This is a genomic window from Helicobacter mesocricetorum, assembly GCF_900198605.1.
Taxonomy (GTDB): domain Bacteria; phylum Campylobacterota; class Campylobacteria; order Campylobacterales; family Helicobacteraceae; genus Helicobacter_D; species Helicobacter_D mesocricetorum.
Genome location: NZ_FZPJ01000053.1, coordinates 1 through 20,852 on the forward strand (window position 1 = coordinate 1; position 20,852 = coordinate 20,852).

19 protein-coding genes are annotated in these 20,852 nt (G+C 29.6%); 2 read left to right on the forward strand and 17 right to left on the reverse strand.

Annotation, left to right across the window (positions count from 1 at the left end; genetic code table 11):
• The first annotated feature begins 71 nt into the window (after positions 1 to 71).
• Both C6H18_RS08810 and mobP1 read left to right on the forward strand, forming a co-directional pair.
• Complete coding sequence (locus tag C6H18_RS08810; RefSeq protein WP_104722726.1) at positions 72 to 605, forward strand: hypothetical protein; 534 nt, start codon at positions 72 to 74, stop codon at positions 603 to 605.
• 3 nt (positions 606 to 608) lie between these two features.
• Positions 609 to 2,003 carry a MobP1 family relaxase gene (mobP1, locus tag C6H18_RS08815; protein ID WP_104722727.1) on the forward strand — a complete coding sequence of 465 codons (1,395 nt, stop codon included), beginning with the start codon at positions 609 to 611 and terminating at the stop codon, positions 2,001 to 2,003.
• Positions 2,004 to 2,123: 120 nt separating this feature from the next.
• Here the strand turns inward: mobP1 and C6H18_RS08820 are convergent, their stop codons facing one another.
• From C6H18_RS08820 to C6H18_RS08895, 17 genes are all read right to left on the reverse strand, one after another.
• Complete coding sequence (locus C6H18_RS08820) at positions 2,124 to 7,910, reverse strand: SNF2-related protein (RefSeq protein WP_104722728.1); 5,787 nt, start codon at positions 7,908 to 7,910, stop codon at positions 2,124 to 2,126.
• 50 nt (positions 7,911 to 7,960) lie between these two features.
• Positions 7,961 to 8,224 (reverse strand): hypothetical protein, encoded by a 264-nt coding sequence (locus C6H18_RS08825; protein ID WP_104722729.1) that lies wholly within the window; start codon positions 8,222 to 8,224, stop codon positions 7,961 to 7,963.
• Positions 8,225 to 8,226: 2 nt separating this feature from the next.
• The gene (locus C6H18_RS08830; protein ID WP_104722730.1) at positions 8,227 to 8,787 is read right to left on the reverse strand and encodes a P-loop NTPase family protein; all 561 of its coding nucleotides are present in this window, start codon (positions 8,785 to 8,787) and stop codon (positions 8,227 to 8,229) included.
• A 104-nt stretch (positions 8,788 to 8,891) separates the two neighbouring features.
• A complete protein-coding gene (locus C6H18_RS09675; RefSeq protein WP_233704121.1) occupies positions 8,892 to 8,987 on the reverse strand; it encodes a DUF3606 domain-containing protein in 96 nt (31 codons plus the stop codon).
• Complete coding sequence (locus tag C6H18_RS08835) at positions 8,984 to 9,256, reverse strand: EexN family lipoprotein (protein ID WP_104722731.1); 273 nt, start codon at positions 9,254 to 9,256, stop codon at positions 8,984 to 8,986. Before C6H18_RS08835 ends, C6H18_RS09675 begins: the two co-directional genes overlap by 4 nt.
• Positions 9,257 to 9,407: 151 nt before the next feature.
• Complete coding sequence (locus C6H18_RS08840) at positions 9,408 to 11,600, reverse strand: DNA topoisomerase 3 (protein ID WP_104722732.1); 2,193 nt, start codon at positions 11,598 to 11,600, stop codon at positions 9,408 to 9,410.
• Positions 11,601 to 11,727: 127 nt separating this feature from the next.
• Entirely contained in the window at positions 11,728 to 12,348 is a 621-nt protein-coding gene (locus C6H18_RS08845; protein ID WP_104722733.1) for a hypothetical protein, read from the reverse strand.
• 63 nt (positions 12,349 to 12,411) lie between these two features.
• The gene (locus C6H18_RS08850) at positions 12,412 to 13,203 is read right to left on the reverse strand and encodes a hypothetical protein (protein WP_104722734.1); all 792 of its coding nucleotides are present in this window, start codon (positions 13,201 to 13,203) and stop codon (positions 12,412 to 12,414) included.
• 2 nt (positions 13,204 to 13,205) lie between these two features.
• Complete coding sequence (locus C6H18_RS08855) at positions 13,206 to 13,952, reverse strand: TrbM/KikA/MpfK family conjugal transfer protein (protein WP_104722735.1); 747 nt, start codon at positions 13,950 to 13,952, stop codon at positions 13,206 to 13,208.
• The gene (locus tag C6H18_RS08860) at positions 13,949 to 14,380 is read right to left on the reverse strand and encodes a cag pathogenicity island Cag12 family protein (protein WP_104722736.1); all 432 of its coding nucleotides are present in this window, start codon (positions 14,378 to 14,380) and stop codon (positions 13,949 to 13,951) included. Before C6H18_RS08860 ends, C6H18_RS08855 begins: the two co-directional genes overlap by 4 nt.
• Positions 14,361 to 16,169: a type IV secretory system conjugative DNA transfer family protein gene (locus tag C6H18_RS08865; protein ID WP_104722737.1), complete on the reverse strand. Its 1,809-nt coding sequence runs from the start codon at positions 16,167 to 16,169 to the stop codon at positions 14,361 to 14,363. The genes C6H18_RS08860 and C6H18_RS08865 overlap by 20 nt, the downstream gene beginning before the upstream one ends.
• Positions 16,170 to 16,745, reverse strand: a complete 576-nt coding sequence (locus C6H18_RS08870) for a penta-EF hand family protein (protein WP_104722738.1) — start codon at positions 16,743 to 16,745, stop codon at positions 16,170 to 16,172.
• Positions 16,745 to 17,749 (reverse strand): P-type DNA transfer ATPase VirB11, encoded by a 1,005-nt coding sequence (virB11, locus tag C6H18_RS08875; RefSeq protein ID WP_104722739.1) that lies wholly within the window; start codon positions 17,747 to 17,749, stop codon positions 16,745 to 16,747. Before virB11 ends, C6H18_RS08870 begins: the two co-directional genes overlap by 1 nt.
• Entirely contained in the window at positions 17,730 to 18,896 is a 1,167-nt protein-coding gene (virB10, locus tag C6H18_RS08880) for a type IV secretion system protein VirB10 (RefSeq protein ID WP_104722740.1), read from the reverse strand. The genes virB11 and virB10 overlap by 20 nt, the downstream gene beginning before the upstream one ends.
• On the reverse strand, positions 18,886 to 19,236 hold the full coding sequence (locus tag C6H18_RS09495) for a hypothetical protein (protein ID WP_158654899.1): 351 nt from the start codon (positions 19,234 to 19,236) through the stop codon (positions 18,886 to 18,888). The genes virB10 and C6H18_RS09495 overlap by 11 nt, the downstream gene beginning before the upstream one ends.
• Positions 19,233 to 20,120 (reverse strand): P-type conjugative transfer protein VirB9, encoded by an 888-nt coding sequence (virB9, locus tag C6H18_RS08890; RefSeq protein WP_104722742.1) that lies wholly within the window; start codon positions 20,118 to 20,120, stop codon positions 19,233 to 19,235. Before virB9 ends, C6H18_RS09495 begins: the two co-directional genes overlap by 4 nt.
• Positions 20,117 to 20,788 (reverse strand): virB8 family protein, encoded by a 672-nt coding sequence (locus tag C6H18_RS08895; protein WP_104722743.1) that lies wholly within the window; start codon positions 20,786 to 20,788, stop codon positions 20,117 to 20,119. Before C6H18_RS08895 ends, virB9 begins: the two co-directional genes overlap by 4 nt.
• Positions 20,789 to 20,852 lie beyond the last annotated feature (64 nt).

Genomic DNA, 20,852 nt, shown 5'->3' on the forward strand with positions numbered 1-20,852 from the left:
TAATTTTTTATTTTATTTTGCCAAAAGTATCTCTGCGAGGCTCATTAAATTATTAAAATTAAGGATATTTTATGAAAAAATATTTATTAACTATTGAAACAAATAATCTTGAATATTTGAATAAAATTAAGTTAGAGACTAAATCATCCATTAATAAAATTATAAATTATATTATTAAAGTTTATGCCCAGAATAATAATATTAAAAAAAATTTTGAATTGATTAGTAACCCTATAAATGAAAATAAAAAGATGAAAGAGATAAGAATAAAATTAACTGATGATGAATTTAATCTATTAAAAGAGATTTCTCTATCTAATGCTTTTAGATCTGCTTCAAAACAAGCAAAATTTACTTTGATAAATTCTTTAAATAAGAATAAATTTTTCACAAATGTAGAGTTAGTTGAATTTATTAAAGTTAGAACTGAAATTAATACTATAGGTAAGAATATCTATCAGCTATTGAAAGTTATTAGAGGTAAAAATCTAGTTAAAATTAATGATAATAATCTTAAAAATACGATTAATGATATTAAGGATAAAATAGATGTGTTGTCTGATATTCTTGGTAAAATTATTGAAGTTAATAATCAAAGAATTTAAAAGATGTCCCGCTTTAAAATATTTGATGATGAAATTATCGCTAGAAAAGTTTTTACAAAAATAGAGAATGCTTCTAAACTTCCTCTAAACTATATCAATAAAAATAAAGATGTTTATGTTAAAGATACAAAAACAGGTAAGCTTGTTAGTAAAAATATGTTTAGAAAAAATACTGAAGTTGTTGTAAAAATTACTTCAGGTTCTAAAAATTTACAAGCACTTTCAAGACATATTAATTATATCTCCCGTGAAGGGAATGTAGAATTAATTTCTAATGATTTTGATAGATATATGGGTGAAGATGAAATTTTAGAAGTAAAAAGAATTTTTAAAAATGAGGGAGCTCCTATACCATTATACAAAGAGGGTATTAAAGAAAAAAGACATACTATTAATATGGTTTTTTCTATGAAAGAACATTCTACTACACCAAAAGAAAAGTTACAACAAGCTACAATTACAGCTTTAAAAAGAATGTATCCAAACAATTTTTTTGTCGTTGCTTTTCATAATGATACAGATAATCCACATTGCCATGTTTGTTTAAAGGTTGCAGATAAAAATGGTAAGAGAATTAATCCAAGAAAAGCAGATCTGGCAAATTTAAGAACAGAATTTGCAAAAGCATTAAATGAGTTAGGTATTGAAGCCAAAGCTACGAATAAACAAAAAGAAGTAAAAATAGACCAAGAATATTTAGTTGAATCAAGTAGAAATATTTCATCTCCTTCCCCTCAAAATCAAGCACTAAAAAATAAAATGCATTATTATCAAGTTATGGATTTTGGAGAGGCAAATTATCAATTTAGCACTGATAAAAATGCGAAAAAAAGTTATTATGTGAGTTATAAAACCAAAAAAGGAATTACAACAATTTGGGGACAAGATTTAGAAAGAGTTGTGAAAGAAAATAAAGTTTTGAGGGGTGAATATGCAAGATTTAAAATAGTGGGGCAAGAAGATTATGAAATCCGCAGAAAAGTTAAAATTAACAATAAATGGCAAGAAATTTCTAAGACACTTAAAAAACCTATCTGGAATGTTTCTGTTATTGGTAGAGAAAAGGAGTTAAAGCAGATAAGCAGAACCAAAACCACAAGAAAATATAAGATTATACAAGATAAAGGAATGAATAATGAGAGGGATTATACAGAACAATATAGACAGAGAGTCCTACAAGAGCTCGGTAATAAATCAATTAGGAGAGGAGATGTTACCAAAGAGAGAGACTCTATGCGAGTATTGTCCAAACAGCCTATGGTTTATGACACAAAACGAACTCAAATGCTTTTGCACATCAATGCACTCAATCAGTTACAGCAAGGAGATCGAGGAAGAACCAATAATATCGTGCGATGGACAAATTCTAGGAATAATAAGGTTGCAAGAGATGGGTAAGTGATTGCTCCCGCAAAATGATTCAAATAATATTAATATCTTAAAATTATTTTTTATTTTATATTAGTAATTAATATATAACATTAATAACTTATATTTTACAAAAAAGCATAATGCTAACTATCTTTCCAAATCTTGATGAATAGATTTATTTTTTATGGATTCTAAAATCTTTGCAGATTTGGGTATAAAATTACTTTTATAATCTTTTTGCTTACTTGTTTTTTCTATCTCACTCATAACCATACGATTATCCTCTCTTAATGCCTCCAAATAATCTTTTCTTTCATAGGTGGGAGTATTATTTCCTGTAATACTTTTTAATTCTGTAATTTCTATTTCTAATTTTTGAATTTGGGAATTTTCTAGGGATATAAATTTTTCTAAGTTGTTATAGAAATTATTGACTTTTGTGATAAAGCCTCTAAAGCTTATTTGATTTGTTAAAGATAAAAGTTGATTATCCTGCCTATATACTAAATTTTCAGGTTCTATAAATGTTTTTCCATCCAAAGTTGCAATATAAAAACTAAGTGTATCAAGCGATGTTCTTTCGCCGCTAATTAATAAACCTTTGTATTCAAGAATCTTGTATTCCTTGTGATAGTCTTTAGAAATAATCTCAATATTTTTATTAAAAATTAATTCTATTTCCTTTTGTTTCTTTTTATTGTTATCACTATTATCCTCTTTGAGGATGATAAAATCTTTGGCGATGGTTTTATCATCATCTTGAATTTCATAATATTTTCCTTGAAAATGTTCATTAGTATTTGAATCTACAATGCTCTTTAAAGTTTTATGCGTTGCTATGTTCTTTTGCAGGTAGGTAATTTTAGAAATATTGTTTTTAAGACTTTCTTCATTGTTGTGGATTTGTCTTTTATATCCACTATAAAGCATTTCTTCTTGTCGTAGATCGCTATTTAGTTGCACCTGTAATAAGATAAGTGGATTGCCTGTAGCTTCTGCTTTCATTTCAGCAGCATCAGCTGCACCACTTGTAATATCTTCTAAGGTTCTTACATTAGCACCAGCTTTTCTAAATTGCTCTATGGATCTTGCCTTGTTTTCAATTACTTGCCACATTCTAGCATCATAGGTTCTTTCAGTGGCATATCTAAATTCCTTTACTCTAAAATTTTGTGGATCTCTCATAAAGAGCTCGTTGCCTTGTCTAATAACTCTACCACTTCTTTGTTCTAAGTCGCTAGGACGCCAAGGGCAATCTAAATGGTGTAAGGCTATAATTCTTTTTTGCACATTTGTTCCAGCACCCATTTTTTGTGTAGAGCCGATTAAAATTCTAGCTTTTCCTGAATTCATATCCGCAAAAAGCTGTGCTTTTTGTAAATCAGTCTTTGCATCGTGAATAAAACGAATTTCATTTTGTGGAATACCTTTAGAAACAAGCTTTTTTAAAATATCAGTATAAACATCAAATTTAGATTGTTCTGCCAAAAGCTCATCAAGGCTTTTGCTCTCTTCTTCTGTTTGTTCTATGGTTTCATTGATGTTAATAAATTCTTCCTCGTTTGGTTTTGGTGTTATATTATTACCATTTAAAGTAATTTTTTGTGAGTTTTGTTTTGGGGTGGATAAGTCGCAAAATATTAGTTGTGTGCCTTTGTCATCATTCCAAATATTATATTCATTATAAACATTTTCAATAAGCTTATTAATTTTAGAATCTTCATAATCATCGCAATATGGATTAATTAGTCTAAAGTCAAGTCCAGCTTTTCTAGCATCTGTGGTGCAAGCAAGTAAATTATTTCTTGTTATATCTTCGCTTTGATGTTCCATTCTCCAAACGATAGAGCCCTCATTCCAATTACCATTTTCATCTTGAATGCCTATAAATTCTGCTATTTCTTCGCTTCTAGGAGCAACGATATTAATAGGCTTATCATTATAAAGTTTTGGAACAAAATCTTTTTGATATTTCATAATATCATTATTTGTTACAATATCAGCTACACTTTTATACATAGTAGAAAGTTCAGGGACATTTTTAAATTTATTAAATCTTGCAACAATTTTATAGTTAATTCCAGAACTATCAAGCTCACAAGCGTTTGTAACTTCTCCAAAAGTGGAAGCCCAAGAATCAAAACTTTCTATCCCTTTTTCTTTTAATACATTTGGTTGTATGTATCTTTGTAATGTAAAAAGTTCTGTAATTGAGTTGCTTATCGGCGTTCCTGTTAAGAAGTAAATCTTTTTATTTTGTTCGTGAATATATTGTGTTTTACAATAAAGATCATAGGCTTTTTGTGAACCTTTTAAGTTACCAAGACCGCTTATATCTCCCATTGAAGTTGTGATAAGTAAATTTTTAAATTCGTGAGCTTCATCAATTATTAAAGCGTCAATTCCTAATTCTGAAAAATCAATAGCTTTAGATTTTTTATGTGCTGTTTGTAAATCTTGAAGCTTCACTTTAAAATTTTCAATGCGTTTTTCTAAGTCTTTAACAGAATATCGCATAACATTTTCATCGTCTTTTTTTCTCTCTAGTGTTTGTTCCAAGATATCAATATCTTCTTCAAATTGTCTTTTAATAGTCTTATAAGGAGCAGGGATTAATTTAAATTGAGAATGTGTCATAACAATAGCATCATAATTATTTGTTGCAATTTTTGAAAAAAACCTTTCTCTATTATCTTTTTTTAAATCATCATTTGTGGCGACTAAAATATTTGCATTTGCATAGGCGTGATAAAACTCATCATTCCATTGTCTTGCTAAATGATTTGGTACAACAATTAAAGGTTTATTTAAAAGTCCCATTCTTTTTTGTTCCATTACAGAACAAATTGCCACTAAAGTTTTTCCAGCACCTACTTGATGATCAAAAATGATACTATTTTCTTGAATGGCTCTATATATCGCATTTTTTTGGTGTTTTTTGAGTTTGATATTAGCATTGAAATTTGGAAGTTCCAAATGTTCCCCATTGTATTGTGGCTCTATATTTGTATTGAACCTTTCATTGTAAATATTCTCTAAATCTGTGCGTCTATCATAATCCTTATAAATCCACTCTATAAATTCATTTTTTAAATTTTCTAATTTAGAATTAGCGATTGCGGTTTCTTTAGGATTTAATTCTCTATATTCTTTGCCAGATGGATCTACTTTTTTATCGTAAATACGAATAGGTTTCCTTAATAATCCGTGTTCAAACAAATCAAAACAACCTATTCTCTCGGTAGCATATTGTGATCTGGTGTAAGAACTTAAAGAATAACCAGAGCCTTTAAAATTCCATTCACCCGTTTTTTCCATTAAGAATAAATCATAATCTTTAGGAGTAATTTGTAAAGTTTCTTCTATAAATTCTTTATAATACTTTATGGGTATCCAAGTTGTTCCTAAGCTTATTGAAATATCAACCGCTTTTAAATCTTTAGGTAAAACTTGCTCCAAACTTTCTAAATTATTAATAAAATCATAACCCTCTTCTACTAATTTTTTAACTTCTTTATATTTTGCCTTTACATTGCCTGAAAGATATTTTTTAGCTAATACAAAATTAGTAGGATTATTATGATCTCTAAAAATTAATCTTTCCCGCTCTAAAGTCTTAAGTGTTTCATTTAAAGGTTGATCCAAATGAGATTGTAAAAATTGTAAATCAATTCTTCCATGCTCATTGATACTAGCGATTAATGCTTCTTGTGGGGTTGAGATTTTAATTTCTTTTTTTGCGTTTATAGTTCTTTTAAAGAAAATATCTGCTTTTGTTGCACTTGGTGTAATGGGATCTACACCCTCTTTTAATGCTACATTTTTTGAGATACCAGCATTATAATTTTTCTCTAGGGATAAAATTTTATTTGCTTCTACATCCTCCCTAAAAGCTTTTTTGTTTGCATCTCTATTTAGATACCCTTCTTGAGCAACAAATTCATCATAAAGCTTATTTAAATGCTTTCTTTGGTTTTCTACTAAAGTATCGTTAAGCTCTTTTTTCTCGTATTCAATAAGAGTATTAAAATGATCTCTAATGGCGATAAGCTTTTTAATTCTTCTTTTGTCGTGTTCGTTTAAAGCAGGTTTTGAAAATATTATTTCATTATCATCACTTCCAATTTTTATATAGACTTCATTGTTATATTCAAAGTAGTTACCATCTTTTAATCTACTTATAACTTCACTATATTTTTCATATTCAGGAGATTCTTTATCAATCCTATAATAAAATAGTTTAATTTTAGTTTCTTGGTATTTGTAAATATTCTTAGGTAAAGTTTGGATGAAGTTTTCTAAAGCGATTTTTAAATTTCTGCCATCCTCTAAACATTCTAAATCTTTGCCATATTGAGAGCTTTTAATATCCATTTCCCCTAGAATGTTTTGAGGATTATTTTTGAAATACTTATTTATTCTAAAATAATTAAAAATATCAGGATTCATACCTCTTTTTGTAGCTTCATCAAAACGATTGTCATAGTATTCTACACTTTCTAGCCATTCATTATCAATACTTAAATCTTTACCCTTTTTAAAAAAGATAATATCAGTAGTAACTTCTGTATTAGCTCGTTTTTTAAAAGCATTGTTTGGTAATCTTACAGCACCTAAGAATGTTGCTTGTTCGGCTATATAACTTCTTATTGTGCTATCTTTAGAATCTAGAAAATAGCTTGATACTACAAAAGCAGCAATTCCATCTTCTTTTAAATTTTTAATGGCATTGCCAATAAAATAATTATGCACACTTGATTTGTTTAATGTGGAATCATTGGGATCTAAAATCTGTTTTTGACCAAAAGGTGGATTGCCTATAAAAGCATCGTATGGCTTATCAAATAAATGGTGTTGAAATGCTTTGTTATATATTGTTTGGTTTGGGTGTAAGTGTTTTAATATATTTACACTTATAGTATCAAGCTCTATGCAAGTAAAATGGTATTTATCACTATGATTTTTGGCATAAGATAAAAAAGAACCTACACCAGCACTTGGCTCAAATATTTCTTTAGTATAATCATCATTATTAAATCCTAGTTGATTAAGACCTTGATAGATGGCATCAATAACGATTTTTGGAGTATAAAAAGCATCCAGAGTGGATGTTTTTGCATTTTCATATTCTGCATAGTTAAGAGTGATGAAAAGCTCTTTAAATTCTTTTTCCCATTCTTTGTTTTGGCGATCAAAAACCTGCGGGATTCCGCCCCATCCTGAAAATCTATTAAGAATTTCTTGTTCTTCTCTTGTAGCAAAGCGATTTTCTTCTTCTATAATTTTTAAAAGTTTAATTGCTTGGATATTTTTTTGAAATCTGTCTTTTAAAGAACCAAGATAGACTTCATCATTGCTTACAAAATCTAACTTTTGCCCAGATTTGAAATTTCCTCTTTGAATCCCATTATCTCTTGTTGCAAGTTCCAATATTGATCGTTGATTGTTTCCTCCTGTGCTTGTTTCTTGTCTTTCATCATCATTTCCTGAAACAAAGGAGAATAAATTTTGGGCTCTATTGCTATAAACTGATAGAGATTGACTTGTTCTTCTGCTAGTATCTCCATATCTGTTAGCCCTTCTATTCTCTTCTGCTCTGCTTCCTTGCTCTCTAAAATTTCTAGTTCCATTTCTGTTTGTGGAAGTGCTAGTGTCATTAGATCTGACATTCCTAGATTCTTGATTGTGTTTGGATAAATTTCCGCCCATCTCTCTAGTATTATCAAGCTGTATTGTGGAATCTCCTTGTCTATCCATTTTTGTTGTATTTGATGAAAGGCTAATTCGTTCAGTATTTCCTGTAACTTCTCTATGTTGGGATAATTCTCTATTTTGTTGCTCATTTTCCTCTCCTTGAAACTCTAATTCTATAAAGTCAAATAGACTCTTATTGCCATACTTCTCATTTTCGATTTGCCTTTTAGTTTTACGCATTTATATCCTTGTAGTTTTGTTTTTTGCAAGGATATTTTAACATTAATCATTTATTGAATATTCAAAGCCCTAGCTTCCTTTAGAATTAGTTTTCTTATATAAGCACTAGCATCACTGCTTAATTCTATTTCTATTAATCGATGTAAAGTTTCATATTCTTTTTGGTTAAGTCTGCAAGTTACTAGATGTTCTCTCCTTAATTCTTTATCAATAGTTTTTCTTCCAGAAGATTTTTTGTCAGCTTTGCCATAAGTCTTTTGGGAAGTGGATTCCGAATTTAGAGCTTCAGCAATTGTAAAAGGTTTCTTTTCCATACTTATTTATCCTTTTTAATAAAACTTAAGAGTCTTTGGTATTCATTAAAAAAATTTGTATAGCTCAATCTTGAAAGATTATTTTCGTTATAAAGCTCTGTAAAGGAAGCTCCACTGCTCATTGAATTTTCAATAATTTTTGAAAATTTAAAGAAGAATAGATTTAAATCTGTGAAATTACTCTCAAGAGTCTCACAAATTTGATTTTTTTCTTTCTCGTCCCTATAATCTGTAACTAGAATACAAACTCTGCTATTATTGCCTATTTCATTTAAAGTTTCTAATGTCCTAAGTAAAGAGTTGTAATTGCTCGTGCAAGGGATAATAATAGTATTACTTGCTTTGATAATATCTAATATTCCTTTCTCTACAAAGCCACCAAAATCATAGACGCAATCATCTATTATTTTTGGAGTTGGCAAAATTTTTGCTTTTTGGGGATAAATTTTCTCAATGATAGAATTATCATTGCTTTGTAAGAAGTATCCTAAATCTTTAGCGATTGAAAAAGCAAAGGGGGTTTTACCAACACCACCTTTTTTATTTATGACAGATATTTTCATAATATTTCTCATTCTTTTGTAATTTTTTAGTTATTAATGTATAACATTAATTATTAATAATAGTATATAAATAATTAATATTTAATAAAATAATATATTAATAACTATAAATAATTTTCAATATCACTTGTGCCTACTTGTCTTATCGCATCAATGATTTGCTGTATGCTTTCACCTAGTGTTTGGAATAAATCATTCATTGTTTATTTTGCCCTGCATTCTTAAAAAATTCTGCAGCACTTCCACGCTCTTTTTTAAAGGATTTAGAATACTCTGCGTGGTAAGCATTTGCACACTCTGTGTCAGTTTCTGCTGAATTAGCATTTTTACTGCATTCTTTGAGTTTTGCTTCTAATTCTTTAGCATTTTTTGGATCTTCATAGTATTGCACACTTTTTGGCTCTGAACAAGCAGAGAATACAACAGCAACAGCTACACCTAATAGACTTAATTTGATTACATTTTTCATAAAGTATCCTTTTTGTAATATTTTAGTTATTAATGTATAACATTAATTATTAATAGTATATTATTTATTATTAAAATTTAATTAAATATAATATTAATAAATATGATTTCATTATAAACAAGTAGAGATGGTTGCACCTAATAATTTAATATTAGCTACTTTGAATTTTTGGTTTCCCATTATCATCATAATACATTGCTTTACAACCTTGCTTAAACTCACTGCAACCCCACCACCAACCTTTACCATTTTTACTTTTTATTCTTTGTAAGAAGCCCTTATTGCATTGTGGGCATTTATATGATGTATCATTAGTTGTTTGTTTTGTTTCAAAGTTTGGTTTGCCTTTATTATCTGGATAAATAGCTTTACAGCCTTCTTTATATTCACTACAACCCCAAAATTCTCCATATTTTCCTTTGCGTTTTTGTAAGAAACCTTTGTTGCATTGTGGGCATTGAATTTTTGGTTTGCTTTCATCTTCTAATATTTTAAAATCTTGATTGTTATTGATTCTTTGTATTTCGTTAATGACTTCCTTTGTTACTTCTTCTAGGAATTGTTTTCTTTGTAGCTCTAATGTTTCTATCATTTTTTGTTGCTCAAACCATAAAGCTGTCATATCAGGAGTTGTAAGAGATTTTGGAGAGAGTGAAATTAAGTCTTTGCCTTTTTTTGTGGATTTAACAATTTGTTTTTTATCGTTGCTTACCTCTATATATCCTCTTTCAATTAAGGTCTTAATATGATTAGATCTTGTTGCAGGTGTTCCTATGCCTCCGCTTTCTCCTTTTTTGTCCTTATCTTTCTCCATAAGTAGCTTTTTAATTTTTTCATCTGTTACATATTTTGCGACACTATTTAAATCTTTTAGCAATGTAGTCATAGTGTAATAAGGACGTGGTTTTGTTTGTTTCTTTTCAATTTGTATTGAATAGCATTTGGCAATATCATTATCTTTTAGATTAGATAAGTCATATTCATTCTTATCATTATCTTGCTCTTCTTCTTTATCGCCATCTATATTTTGCCATAAACTTCTAAAACCATTTTTGATTGTTTTATTTTGTGTGGCAGTAAAAACTCTTTGATTAATTTCTAGGTTAATAGTAGTAGTTTGATATTCTCTAGGGTGGAAGAATTGGATAATAAATCTTTTAGCGATTAAATCATAAACGACTAATTCATCTTGAGTTAGTTGCGATGAAATTTTATTTTGAGTAGGGATGATTCCATAGTGTGCTGAAATATTAGCATCATTAAAAGCTTTGCTTTTTATTTTTATATCACTACCAGCAATGAGAGCTTTAATTTCATCATTGTTTAAATTCTCTTTTATGGATTCTAAAATTTTTGGGGATTCTTCAAACATTGTTTCAGGAAGATATTGACAATCAGACCTGTTATATGTAATAGCTTTATGTTTTTCTCTTAGAGATTGTGTTATTTGCAAAGTTTTATCAGGGGCAAACCCAAAAATCTTTGCACATTCTGCTTGTAAAATGAGTAAGTTATAGGGTAATGGTGGATATTCTTTTTTATCCTCTGTTTTTAAATTTATTTTTGCATTTTGATTTTCGCAAGTGTTTTTGATTTCTTTGGCAATATTTTCATCTAAAATTTTTTCTTCTGTTTTTAATCGTGCTTTGAAAATATTATTATTATTTTCAAAATCTCCAATCAAAGAATAATAATTGATGCTTTTAAAGTTTTCAAATTCTTTATCTCTAGCAACTACAAGCCCCAAAATAGGAGTTTGCACTCTACCTACACTTAACACCCCATCAAAATGATTTTGCTTTGCTATAATTGTATAAGCTCTTGTGAGGTTGATTCCTACAATCCAATCTGCTTGACTTCTTGCAAAACCCCTTTCGCTCATTCCTTTAAAATCTGTATTTGGTTTAATTTTGGCTATTTCTTCTTTCACTGCTTTTGGCGTTAAGTCATTAATTAAAACTCTAAATACAGGTTTAGAGGTTTTAGAATACAGAACAATTTCATCAATAAGAATCTGCCCCTCATCGTCTGCATCTCCGCAATTTACAATGGAAGTAATTTTGTCATCATTGATTAAGTCGCAAATGATTTTAAGCTGCTTTTTACTTTCTTTCTTGGGGAGATATTTAAACTCGTTAATAGGTAATGGCAAGTCTTCGAGTTTCCATAATTTATATTTCTCATTATATTCTTCAGGTTTGGCAAGTTCTAATATGTGTCCAAAAGCCCAAGTAACAATATCATTGCCTTTGTGTATGAATCCTTCTCCACTTTTATAATTGCCATCTAGTCCTTCTGCAATTGCTCTACCAAGTTCAGGTTTTTCCGCTATAAATAATCTCATATTCCCACCTTTTTAGTTTTTTAGTAATTTATAGTTACTATTATTTAATATAAATAAATAATAGATATAAATATTTAATATTATTAAATAATAATAACTATAAATATACACCTTATGGGTGTATATTTTATCTTTCAATCCCTTTGTCTTGGGTTTTTTCAGGCTCTTTAATTTCTTGAGTTTGTTGCCTTTGCTGTTCTTGTTTTTGTGCTTTCATTTCAGATTCATTTACAACTTTAATCCCAGCATTAGAAATGATAGCTACAAACTCACCGCCTCTTTCTTGCAACTCTTTTTTTAGTTCTTCGTTGTATAGCCTTACATTGGTTTCTAAATAATGGCTTTTAGAGCCATCTTGGTTTTGGTGTTCTGTAATACCTACACCTTCAATTAATTCTTTTGCGGATTCCCGCTTTTGATTAATGGTATAGTAAAAGTAGCCTTGCTCATTTGTGTTAGAGTTTATATAGACGAAATCATCTCTATTCTTTGAGTTTGTAGGCTTTAATACAATATTATGAGTTTTCTCATCTCTATTGACAAAAAAGTTTTTCCACTCATCATTAACTTTTGCAGAGAACAGAACAGAACCATGTTCCATTGCTGCAACAGCTCCAGCTTCTTTAATAACATCAATTAAAGCGGTATCGACTTTTCTTTGCTGAATTTCACCTTCCTTGTTTTTATAGTTTAGTGCATTGTTAGTATCAATAACAATTTTATCATTAACCAATCTTCCAAATGCCATTGTTTATCCTTTCTATAAAATTTGTTTATTGTTTTTTGCATTATTGGTATATAATTCTTTTGTTCATTCACCTCCTTGTAGTGTGATTTGAATACTATTTTTATTCTCTATAAAAATAGTTTTATTGTTTTTTGCAAAACTCAAGGTGAGGCTTTTACCCTCTTTATCAACAGAGATAGTGGCTAAACCTTGAGTGATTGTAGTTACCCTTTCTTTCAATTTTTCATACTCTAAATGTTTTATATAAGAAAGGAATACTAAAGCCCCAATAATTACTCCTAATCCAAGAGATGCAAAACTAAAAATCATAAAAAACCATTTGGCATTTTTTGTCATCTTTATAAAAATTTCTGAAAAAGTATGAAGTTTTTGTTTTCCATCGGCAACAAAATCATCAAGAAAATTATTATAATTTTGTGCATTGTAGGAGAGTTTGTATTCTACTATTTCGCAAAATTGATTGATTTGCTCGTTATAGTTTTTTAATTTTTCATCTAGGGAGATTTTTTGAATTTCATTTGCAAATTTGGCAAAATCTTCCATTGTCTTTTTAATGGAGATTGTTTTACTGATGAGTTCTTTCTCTTCATTGGTGGGAGGATTTTTAAAATAAGAGATAAGAGCCAAATAAGTATTATCTAGCTCTATAAAGTTATCTTCTAAATCTTTAAAAATACCATCTTCAGTATTATTTTGTGAGTTTTGTTTGCCAATGTGGATCTTGGCATTAATTGCTTTCATAGTATTGTCAAATTTTTCTAATAACTCATTGAAATTAGTCATAGCTATTTCTTGATGGTTATCTGTATTATCAATAATCTCAAAAAGATTTTCACTAGGATTGGTTTCATTCATAATTATTTCTCATTTATCCAGCAATCTTTTTTAATAAATATTTTTTGGTAATAGGCAATACCAATTCTATAATATTGAAAGTTTGTTCGTTTTCTTTGGTTTTTAGGTAACTTAGAATACTCATAGCTACTAATTTTTATTAATTTTTCTTTCTGTTCTTTTTGTGATAGAGGTAAAGCATTGTAGATTTCTTGCGATACTTCTTTTAATTCATATCCTCTCTCCCATTCTTCTTTTTCATAAAATTTACTATTACAAGTATATTTTAAATTAAAATCTGTATAGGCTGATGAGGATAATAATCGGCAAGAGTTTGTTGGTTCAGGGTTTATTCTAAAACCATATACATTAACATCGTTACAAATGGTTTCATCACCATTATTTGTGCATATTCTATCTATCCTAATAACTTTTCTTTCAACTCTGTTATTTAAAGAGGAAACAGAACATTCTCCATCTAAATGCACTAAAATATCATTTTTGTATTTATACATTTCAGGATCATTGGATGAATCGACAGGACAAAGGTTTAAAAAATTTTTTCTAGCTTGCAAAGTTTTCCAAGGTTTCTTAAATTGAATAGAAAAATATCTTGCTATAGCACTTGCACACTCTGGTGGTTTTACTGGTGAAGCCAAACAAAGAATTGCTTCGCAAGCACTCCTTGTATCTCCTGATAGTAATTCTAATTCGATTGCTTCAGCAGAAATAACTCCAAAAATTAAAGTAACTATAAAAGCTTTTTTCATTGTTCCTCTCCTGTAATATTGTTAAAAAACAAGATACTCACTCTATTTATCTCTTCCTCATAGGGATTAATGGGTTGGAGTTCAATAGGAATGATGACTTGATTGTTAAGGAAATATTCTTTGTAATCTTTGATTAAATCTTCTCTACCTATTAAAATCATCTTAGTAGCGTTGTGAGCTAAAAGAAAAGTTTTTGTTACAAGCTCATTTTTAATGAAGTCATCTTCTGTAGAGTTTTTTTCAACTACAATTTGATAAGTCCAATTTTGAGAGCTTAAAAAACTATCTTTTGGAACAAAGTTATATTGTTGCTCTAAGAGGGCATTATTAATCGATATTGCAGAACCTTTGTCTAATCGTTTTGGTTTTGGTGCAGAACACCCTATAATTAATAAAGCTACTAGGGCACTAAGCAATATGGTTTTCATTGTTTTCTCCTATAATTTGAATTTTAACTTTGCATTCTCCTTGTAAGATTGCATTTTCTAATTGTTCTCTAGTTGGAATTTTCTTTATGTTTGAAAGGCTTTTTGAAATAGCTTTGAATTTATCCATAAAATAAGAATCCAAATAGTAGAATGCTTTATTGCATAAAATAGGTTTTCCACTATCAATGGTGATTAACTCATTTTCAAAAGGCATTTCTCTAAGCTCTTGTGGTAGCATTAAAGCTCTACTTGCTTCACTAATGCTTCTTGAACCACCACCATTACCACCTGAATTAATGCTTTTTGAGCTTGTTTTAAAAGTAGTATTCCCTAAAATCCTAGAGATAGCCTCTGCATCTTCTTGTTCTCTTGGTGCATAGAATATTTGACAAGCGTGGTTTGTTAGAAGTGTTTTTGCTCCTTCTTTGCCATAGCCTAAAGGTGGTGGTGTTTCAAGTTGTGATAGAGATTGATAAATGGTAAGTAATCTTAAATTATAACCTGCTATAAAGCTAACAGAAGTTTGTAAAATTTGGATTCTTCCTGGTGCAGTAAATTCGTCCATTAAAAGTAGGCAAGAATATTTCAAATCCTTATTTTTTTGGGGTAGCTCTTTGGTATTTAGTAAAATGAGTTGCGACCAAAAGATATTCAAAATAAATTGAGCATTAGCTAATTGATCGGGCGTTATGCCAATATAAATTGTCATTTTCTTTTTACGCAAATCCCTTAAATCAAAATCGCTTGTTTCTGTGCTTAATTTTAATGTTTCACTTTCAAAAGGAACAAGGGGTGCATTAAAAGAACTCATTACACCAGATTTAGTAGCGTCTGAACTAATATTAAAATAAGTTTCTAAGCGTCTTTTGGTAGCTCCATCTAAAACTTCGCAATGCACTAGAAAGTTATAGGTATCATCAAATCCTTGTATAGTGTTATTTTCATTTTGGATAGAAAATCCTTTGGAAAGCTGTAAAATGTTATAGAAATTAAATTCTCCTACCTCTAGGTTAAAAGCTCTTTGAAATTCTTTTCCAGCATCATTTAATTCTAAATCACGCCACATATAGCATAGTCCAACAAATAGGTTTTGTGCTAATCCATTAAAAAATTTTGAGGTGGAATCTCCATCAAGGGGATAAAGTATATTAGCTAAATCCATTAATTGACTATCGCAGTGTTCCTTATCACTCATATCAATATAAGTTAAGGGATTATAGCGATGTGTTTGTCTTGAAAAGGGGTTAAATAAATAAACTTCTTGCTCTAAAATCTCTTTCCTGTATTTACTAGTATAATCAAAGCATTCTTGTTTAATATCTTGCACTACAGCACTTTCTTGCCATTCTAGCAAATTAGGTATGACTATACCTACACCTTTACCGCTTCTTGTAGGAGCTCCTAAAGCTACAAATTGCTGACCGCTAAACCTTAAGAATTTTCCTTTATACTTTCCAATAATAATGCCTTTATTGCTTAATAAATTCATTTTTTTAATTTCAGCAGGATTGGCAAATCTAGCTTCCCCAAATTGTGATTTTTTGGATTTTAAAGATAACACCAAAAGGATAAAAAGCAAAAAAACAAATGCAAAAGAAATGCCTAAAGAAAGCCAAATTTTAGGATAGTTATTGATGATTGCTTGCAAGGTGAAATGGATGTTATAAATCTCCAGAGCTCTTAGGATTTTTATTTTATTTAAAAAGAAAAAAACAAAGGGCGTTAGTAAATAGGTAAGAATAAAACTTGCTATAACAAGAAAAATTATCTGAAATTTTCTATTTTGCATTTATCTCTCCAAACTTTTATTTTTAATAGATTTATTTATAGTGAAATCTTGCATTTTCTTTTCAAAAAATGATTTATCTTTTTGTGGTGTTTGATTGGCATAGTATTCTGTAACCTTTGGATTCTTAAATTCCATTCTTTGACTAAGATTTCTATCAGAATAAAAGGTTATAATTATCTCATCAGAGGGGGATAGTGGCGCAGTCAGGAGACCCTCCCCTTTGATTTTATCGGTTGCTACCCTAAAACGCACACCCTCGTTATTTTCCCACTCATAGACTTTTCCACTTTTGTCATCGTCAAATGGTTCTTTAAACACTTTCAAATACTCCCTTATAGAATTACCAAGATTTAAAAGTTCCTCTAATGTAATTTGTCCTTGACTATTTGGCTCTAAATGTAATTTTATATGTTCTGATCCAAGACCTTTATCTCGTCTTATGTTATGCCAACCTTTCACATAATGCACCACATAATCTATAATGGCATTTTCTATGGCTTCTAAATCTGTATTAAGAGGAGTAGATTTTTTCTCATTAAAAGTTACATTATAAATGCCTCGTTTTTCTTTTTGCATTAGGATTCCTTTATCTTTTCTATTTCTTTAAAATAGATTCCACTAATTCGTCTTTTTCCATGATGAGCGTGGATATGAACAACAATATCTATTAAGTCTTTAAGGGTTTGTTGGATAATTTCAAAAGGCACACATTGACCTTGTGGGTTTTGTAAAGTCATTAAAGCAAGTCGTGTAAATGTTTCTTTAGGGCTTCCTGCGTGGCAACTTGTAATGCTTCCACCATGACCACTAGATAAAACATTAATAAAATCATAAGTTTCAGCACCTCTAAGCTCAGCTAATAAAATCCTATCAGGCTTCATTCTTAAACAAGATTTTAGAAGTGTTGCAGAATTTAAAAAATCTGTGCTTTTTGCCTCACTTGGATAAAATAACTGCACATAATTTTTATGTTCATAAAATTTAATCTCTTCCACATCCTCAATCGTTATAATCCTCTCTTTGGTAGGAATAAAATCAATGAGAGTTTTCATAAAAGTAGTTTTACCACTTCCTGTTTCACCAGCAATAATAATATTTTTACCATAGCCAACAGCTTTAGCGATAAAGCTTTGATAGTCTCTTGCTTGATAGAGTTTGATTAATTCTTCATCGCTTGGTTTGATCTTATCCTTATCATTAGGATTTAAATCTTCAAAAAGTCCGCTTTTGATATGATCTTCCATTTTAAATCGATTCTTACTAGGTTTTCTAATCGTGATTGAAATGTGTTCATCTTTTGTAGCAGGAGGAATAACAATTTGCATTCTTTCACCACCTACTAAAATACAACTAAGAATAGGACGCGATACATCGATTTTATCTTTTTTAAAAGCAGCAGCAGAGGTTGCAAAGTGTCCTGCTATTTCAAAATCTAATTTAGTATCTTTGTATTCCCATAATCCTTTGGAGTTTTGCACCCAAATTTTATCATCGCCGTTGTAACAGATTTCATTAATAGAATCATCTTTTAAAAATTCACCAAAATGTTGCTTTGCAAATTTATCGAGTGTAATTGACATTTCTCTTCCTTGTGAGTTTATAAACTTTTGAAAAATCAATATCTTTATTGACATAAACACCTACAATATCCCCTTGATTTTTATAGAGTGTAGGTTTTATGTCAATCATTTTTTTTAATGCGGTATCAGCAATATTGCTAAAATTTTCTCTACTATTTTGTGTGTAGTTATAGTAATTGTTGCCATTGGTATTATTCTTGCTTAATTGATTTGCTAAGATAGCCATACTATCATCAATCATTGAGAGCAAAATTGCAGATCCAAATCGTTTGAGATAATGATGATCTACCCAACCTTGCAAACCACTAGCACCTAATTCATCAGTAGCTCCAGAATATACAGGGATGATAATGTTATTAGGTGTTTTAATCTCTTGCCAGATTACAAAAAGTCTATCCATACCATCATTGATTTGTCCAGCATTGAATGTCCCTGTAATAGTGCTACCTTTTTCTATTAAAAGTATGTTTCCATTAGCAGAATAAACATCATTAGAAACAATACAAGCAATACCTCCTTTTATAGAGCTTACAAGTCTTGTTTTTAAAGCACATCCTATATAAGTGCCTTTAGGTAAAAGCAAATTTTGATCAAATTCACTTACTTTTGCAAAAGTGGGAGTAAAAACTTCTCCTACAAAATCTCCACCTTGCAAGTTATTAGAGTTTTGTAAAGCACCTGCACCATTTTGTCCAAATTCAAATACTGTATTTGGAGACTCTCCAAAGTCTTTATCATTAGAATCCCCCATAAAGTTTCCATTATCAGAGGAGGTAATAAGAGTTGCTCCAATCCCTTTAACGATTCTAGGTTTTGGGAGATTTGTTTCAAAAAGTGGTGCTTCTATTTGTTTAGATGATTCAGCAATGAGTTCGTTAAAGGTTTGTTGTGGAATTTGTGGAACAGGTGGAATAAACTCCTTTATCTTAACGCTTTGTGCTAAATCTTTATTTTCCTCTTTTGGTGTTTCTTCAATGGATTCATTGCCTAAAAATGATTGTAAAAAATAGATGATTAATAGAATAAGCAATAAACCACCAATAGCAAAAATTACATAAGCTTGTATTTTTTTAAGATGATTCTTTTGATTACCTAATTCGCTGATATGATTTTCAAAATTTAAATCGCTTTGCTCTTTATTTTGCACACTTATTCCTTGTTGTTTTTATGCTATAATTTTTTAATCCATTTGGTAGATGGATTAAAAAGGTTTTACAGAGCCTTGATGTATGGTTAAGCTCAGTTCTCTTTTTGAGGGCTGGGCTTTTTTTTTGGATATTTAGTTGGGTGTGTGGGTGGATACCATACATTAAGGAGACCATAATGGATTCTCTTAACCTATTCATTGCAGTTATTGCAGTATTAATTACACTCTTTAGGGAGGAAATAAGAGAAATCTTATTGAAACTTAAAAAGTAAATAACTGCCTTCTGTAAAACTCTACCATAAGGACTTACCACCCTTGTGGTAGTTTTTATCTTTCTCATTTTTCATCCTTTTTATTGATTTCTCTTTGAATATTCTCATTAGAGGTTTCCCTTGTTTTTCTTAAAGGATTTTTTGCATATCCATTATTAAAGATTCCAACAACCTTATCTCCACTTCTTAATAGGATTTGTTTAGCGATTTTTTGAATGACTAAAACTTCATAATTGCCATCTTTTTTGATATGTGTGTTTAAAATACTTTCTTTACCATTCTCATACATAAAAGCTACAGGGAATGTTTTGGTATTATCAAATCCTAAATAAGTGAAGACTCCATCATCATAAGCAAAATTTGGACTTATATCCTCACTCCCCTTATTGATTTTCATAGTAAAATCCCAATTTCTAGGAATAGTATTCTTATTTAAATCTGTGCGGATATTTTCTTGTTCTTGTGCTTCTAAAAATTCTCTAGCCATTTCTAAATCTTTTTGAGGATAAGAGAAGCTAAGTTTATAAGTAGCATTATTGTTTTGAACTAGCCTCAAATCAAAGATATAGGTATTTAAGTTTGTAATTACAATTAAGTTAGTTTTCCAGTCATTTGGATTAGGATCTACGATAAACTCTTGTGAAGATTGACTTTCCCCCATATTATTATCTTGAATTAATTGTGTTTTATAGGCTTTGGGTTTTATAAAAAGGAGATTGTCTCTCTCTATCAAATCCCAACCATCGCTAAAGCCTGTGGCTGTATTAATAATTCTCTCATTAATGCCAAATTCCAATACACTTACATAACCATTCTTTGCATTAACTAAAAAGACATCATTGGCATTATAAATTGCATAAGTAATTCTTTTGTCAAATGGAGAAGGTTTTGGAATGTTTAATGCCCAAACAATATTGCTTAAAAATAAAGCAATTAAGATTATTTTTTTCATCTTACCACCTCTTCATCAACTCTATAAGTTAGCACTTTGAATCCTAATGGATTTAGCATTCTATTTTCTTCACTTGCTCTTGCTAAAATATAGTCATAGCTTAGAGTGATTACTTTTGTGGTTTGTGATGTTGCTTTAGTATTTAGATTTTTTGTGATAATCATTGCTCTTATGGTTGAAGTTTTAACGCCATTGCTCTCTCCTAAAACAATACTTAAAATTTGCACACTTACTTCATTAGAATTTTTTAAGATTTGATCCCTTGCATTTTCACCTTCATACCAAGCCCTATATTCATTGGCAACTTTTTCAGAACTCATTAATTGGGTAAGGAGATAATCTTGATTTAAAAGCTCATAGTAATAACCTTCCCTAGCTTTAACATAGGTGCTAATAAAATATTTATCTAAGGCTTCATTTTTTGTGATTTCTTTTTCATCAAGTATGGTTAAAATATCTACCATACCTGTGGTATTATCTACACGGATAACATAAGGTTCTATAGTTTTTAAAGGAGTAAGTAAGATAACAGCAATAATAGAAAGAATAGCGATAAAAATACTAATAAAAGCAATTATCCAAGCTCTTTGGTTGCTTTTTTCTATTAAATATCTAAAACTTGCTTCATAATCTAAAGCAAGATTTGTATTAAATTTGTTTTCTTTCATTATTTCTCCTTATTTGTATTTACCATAGGATCTTTTGGAATACGATTATCAACAAGATAATTAA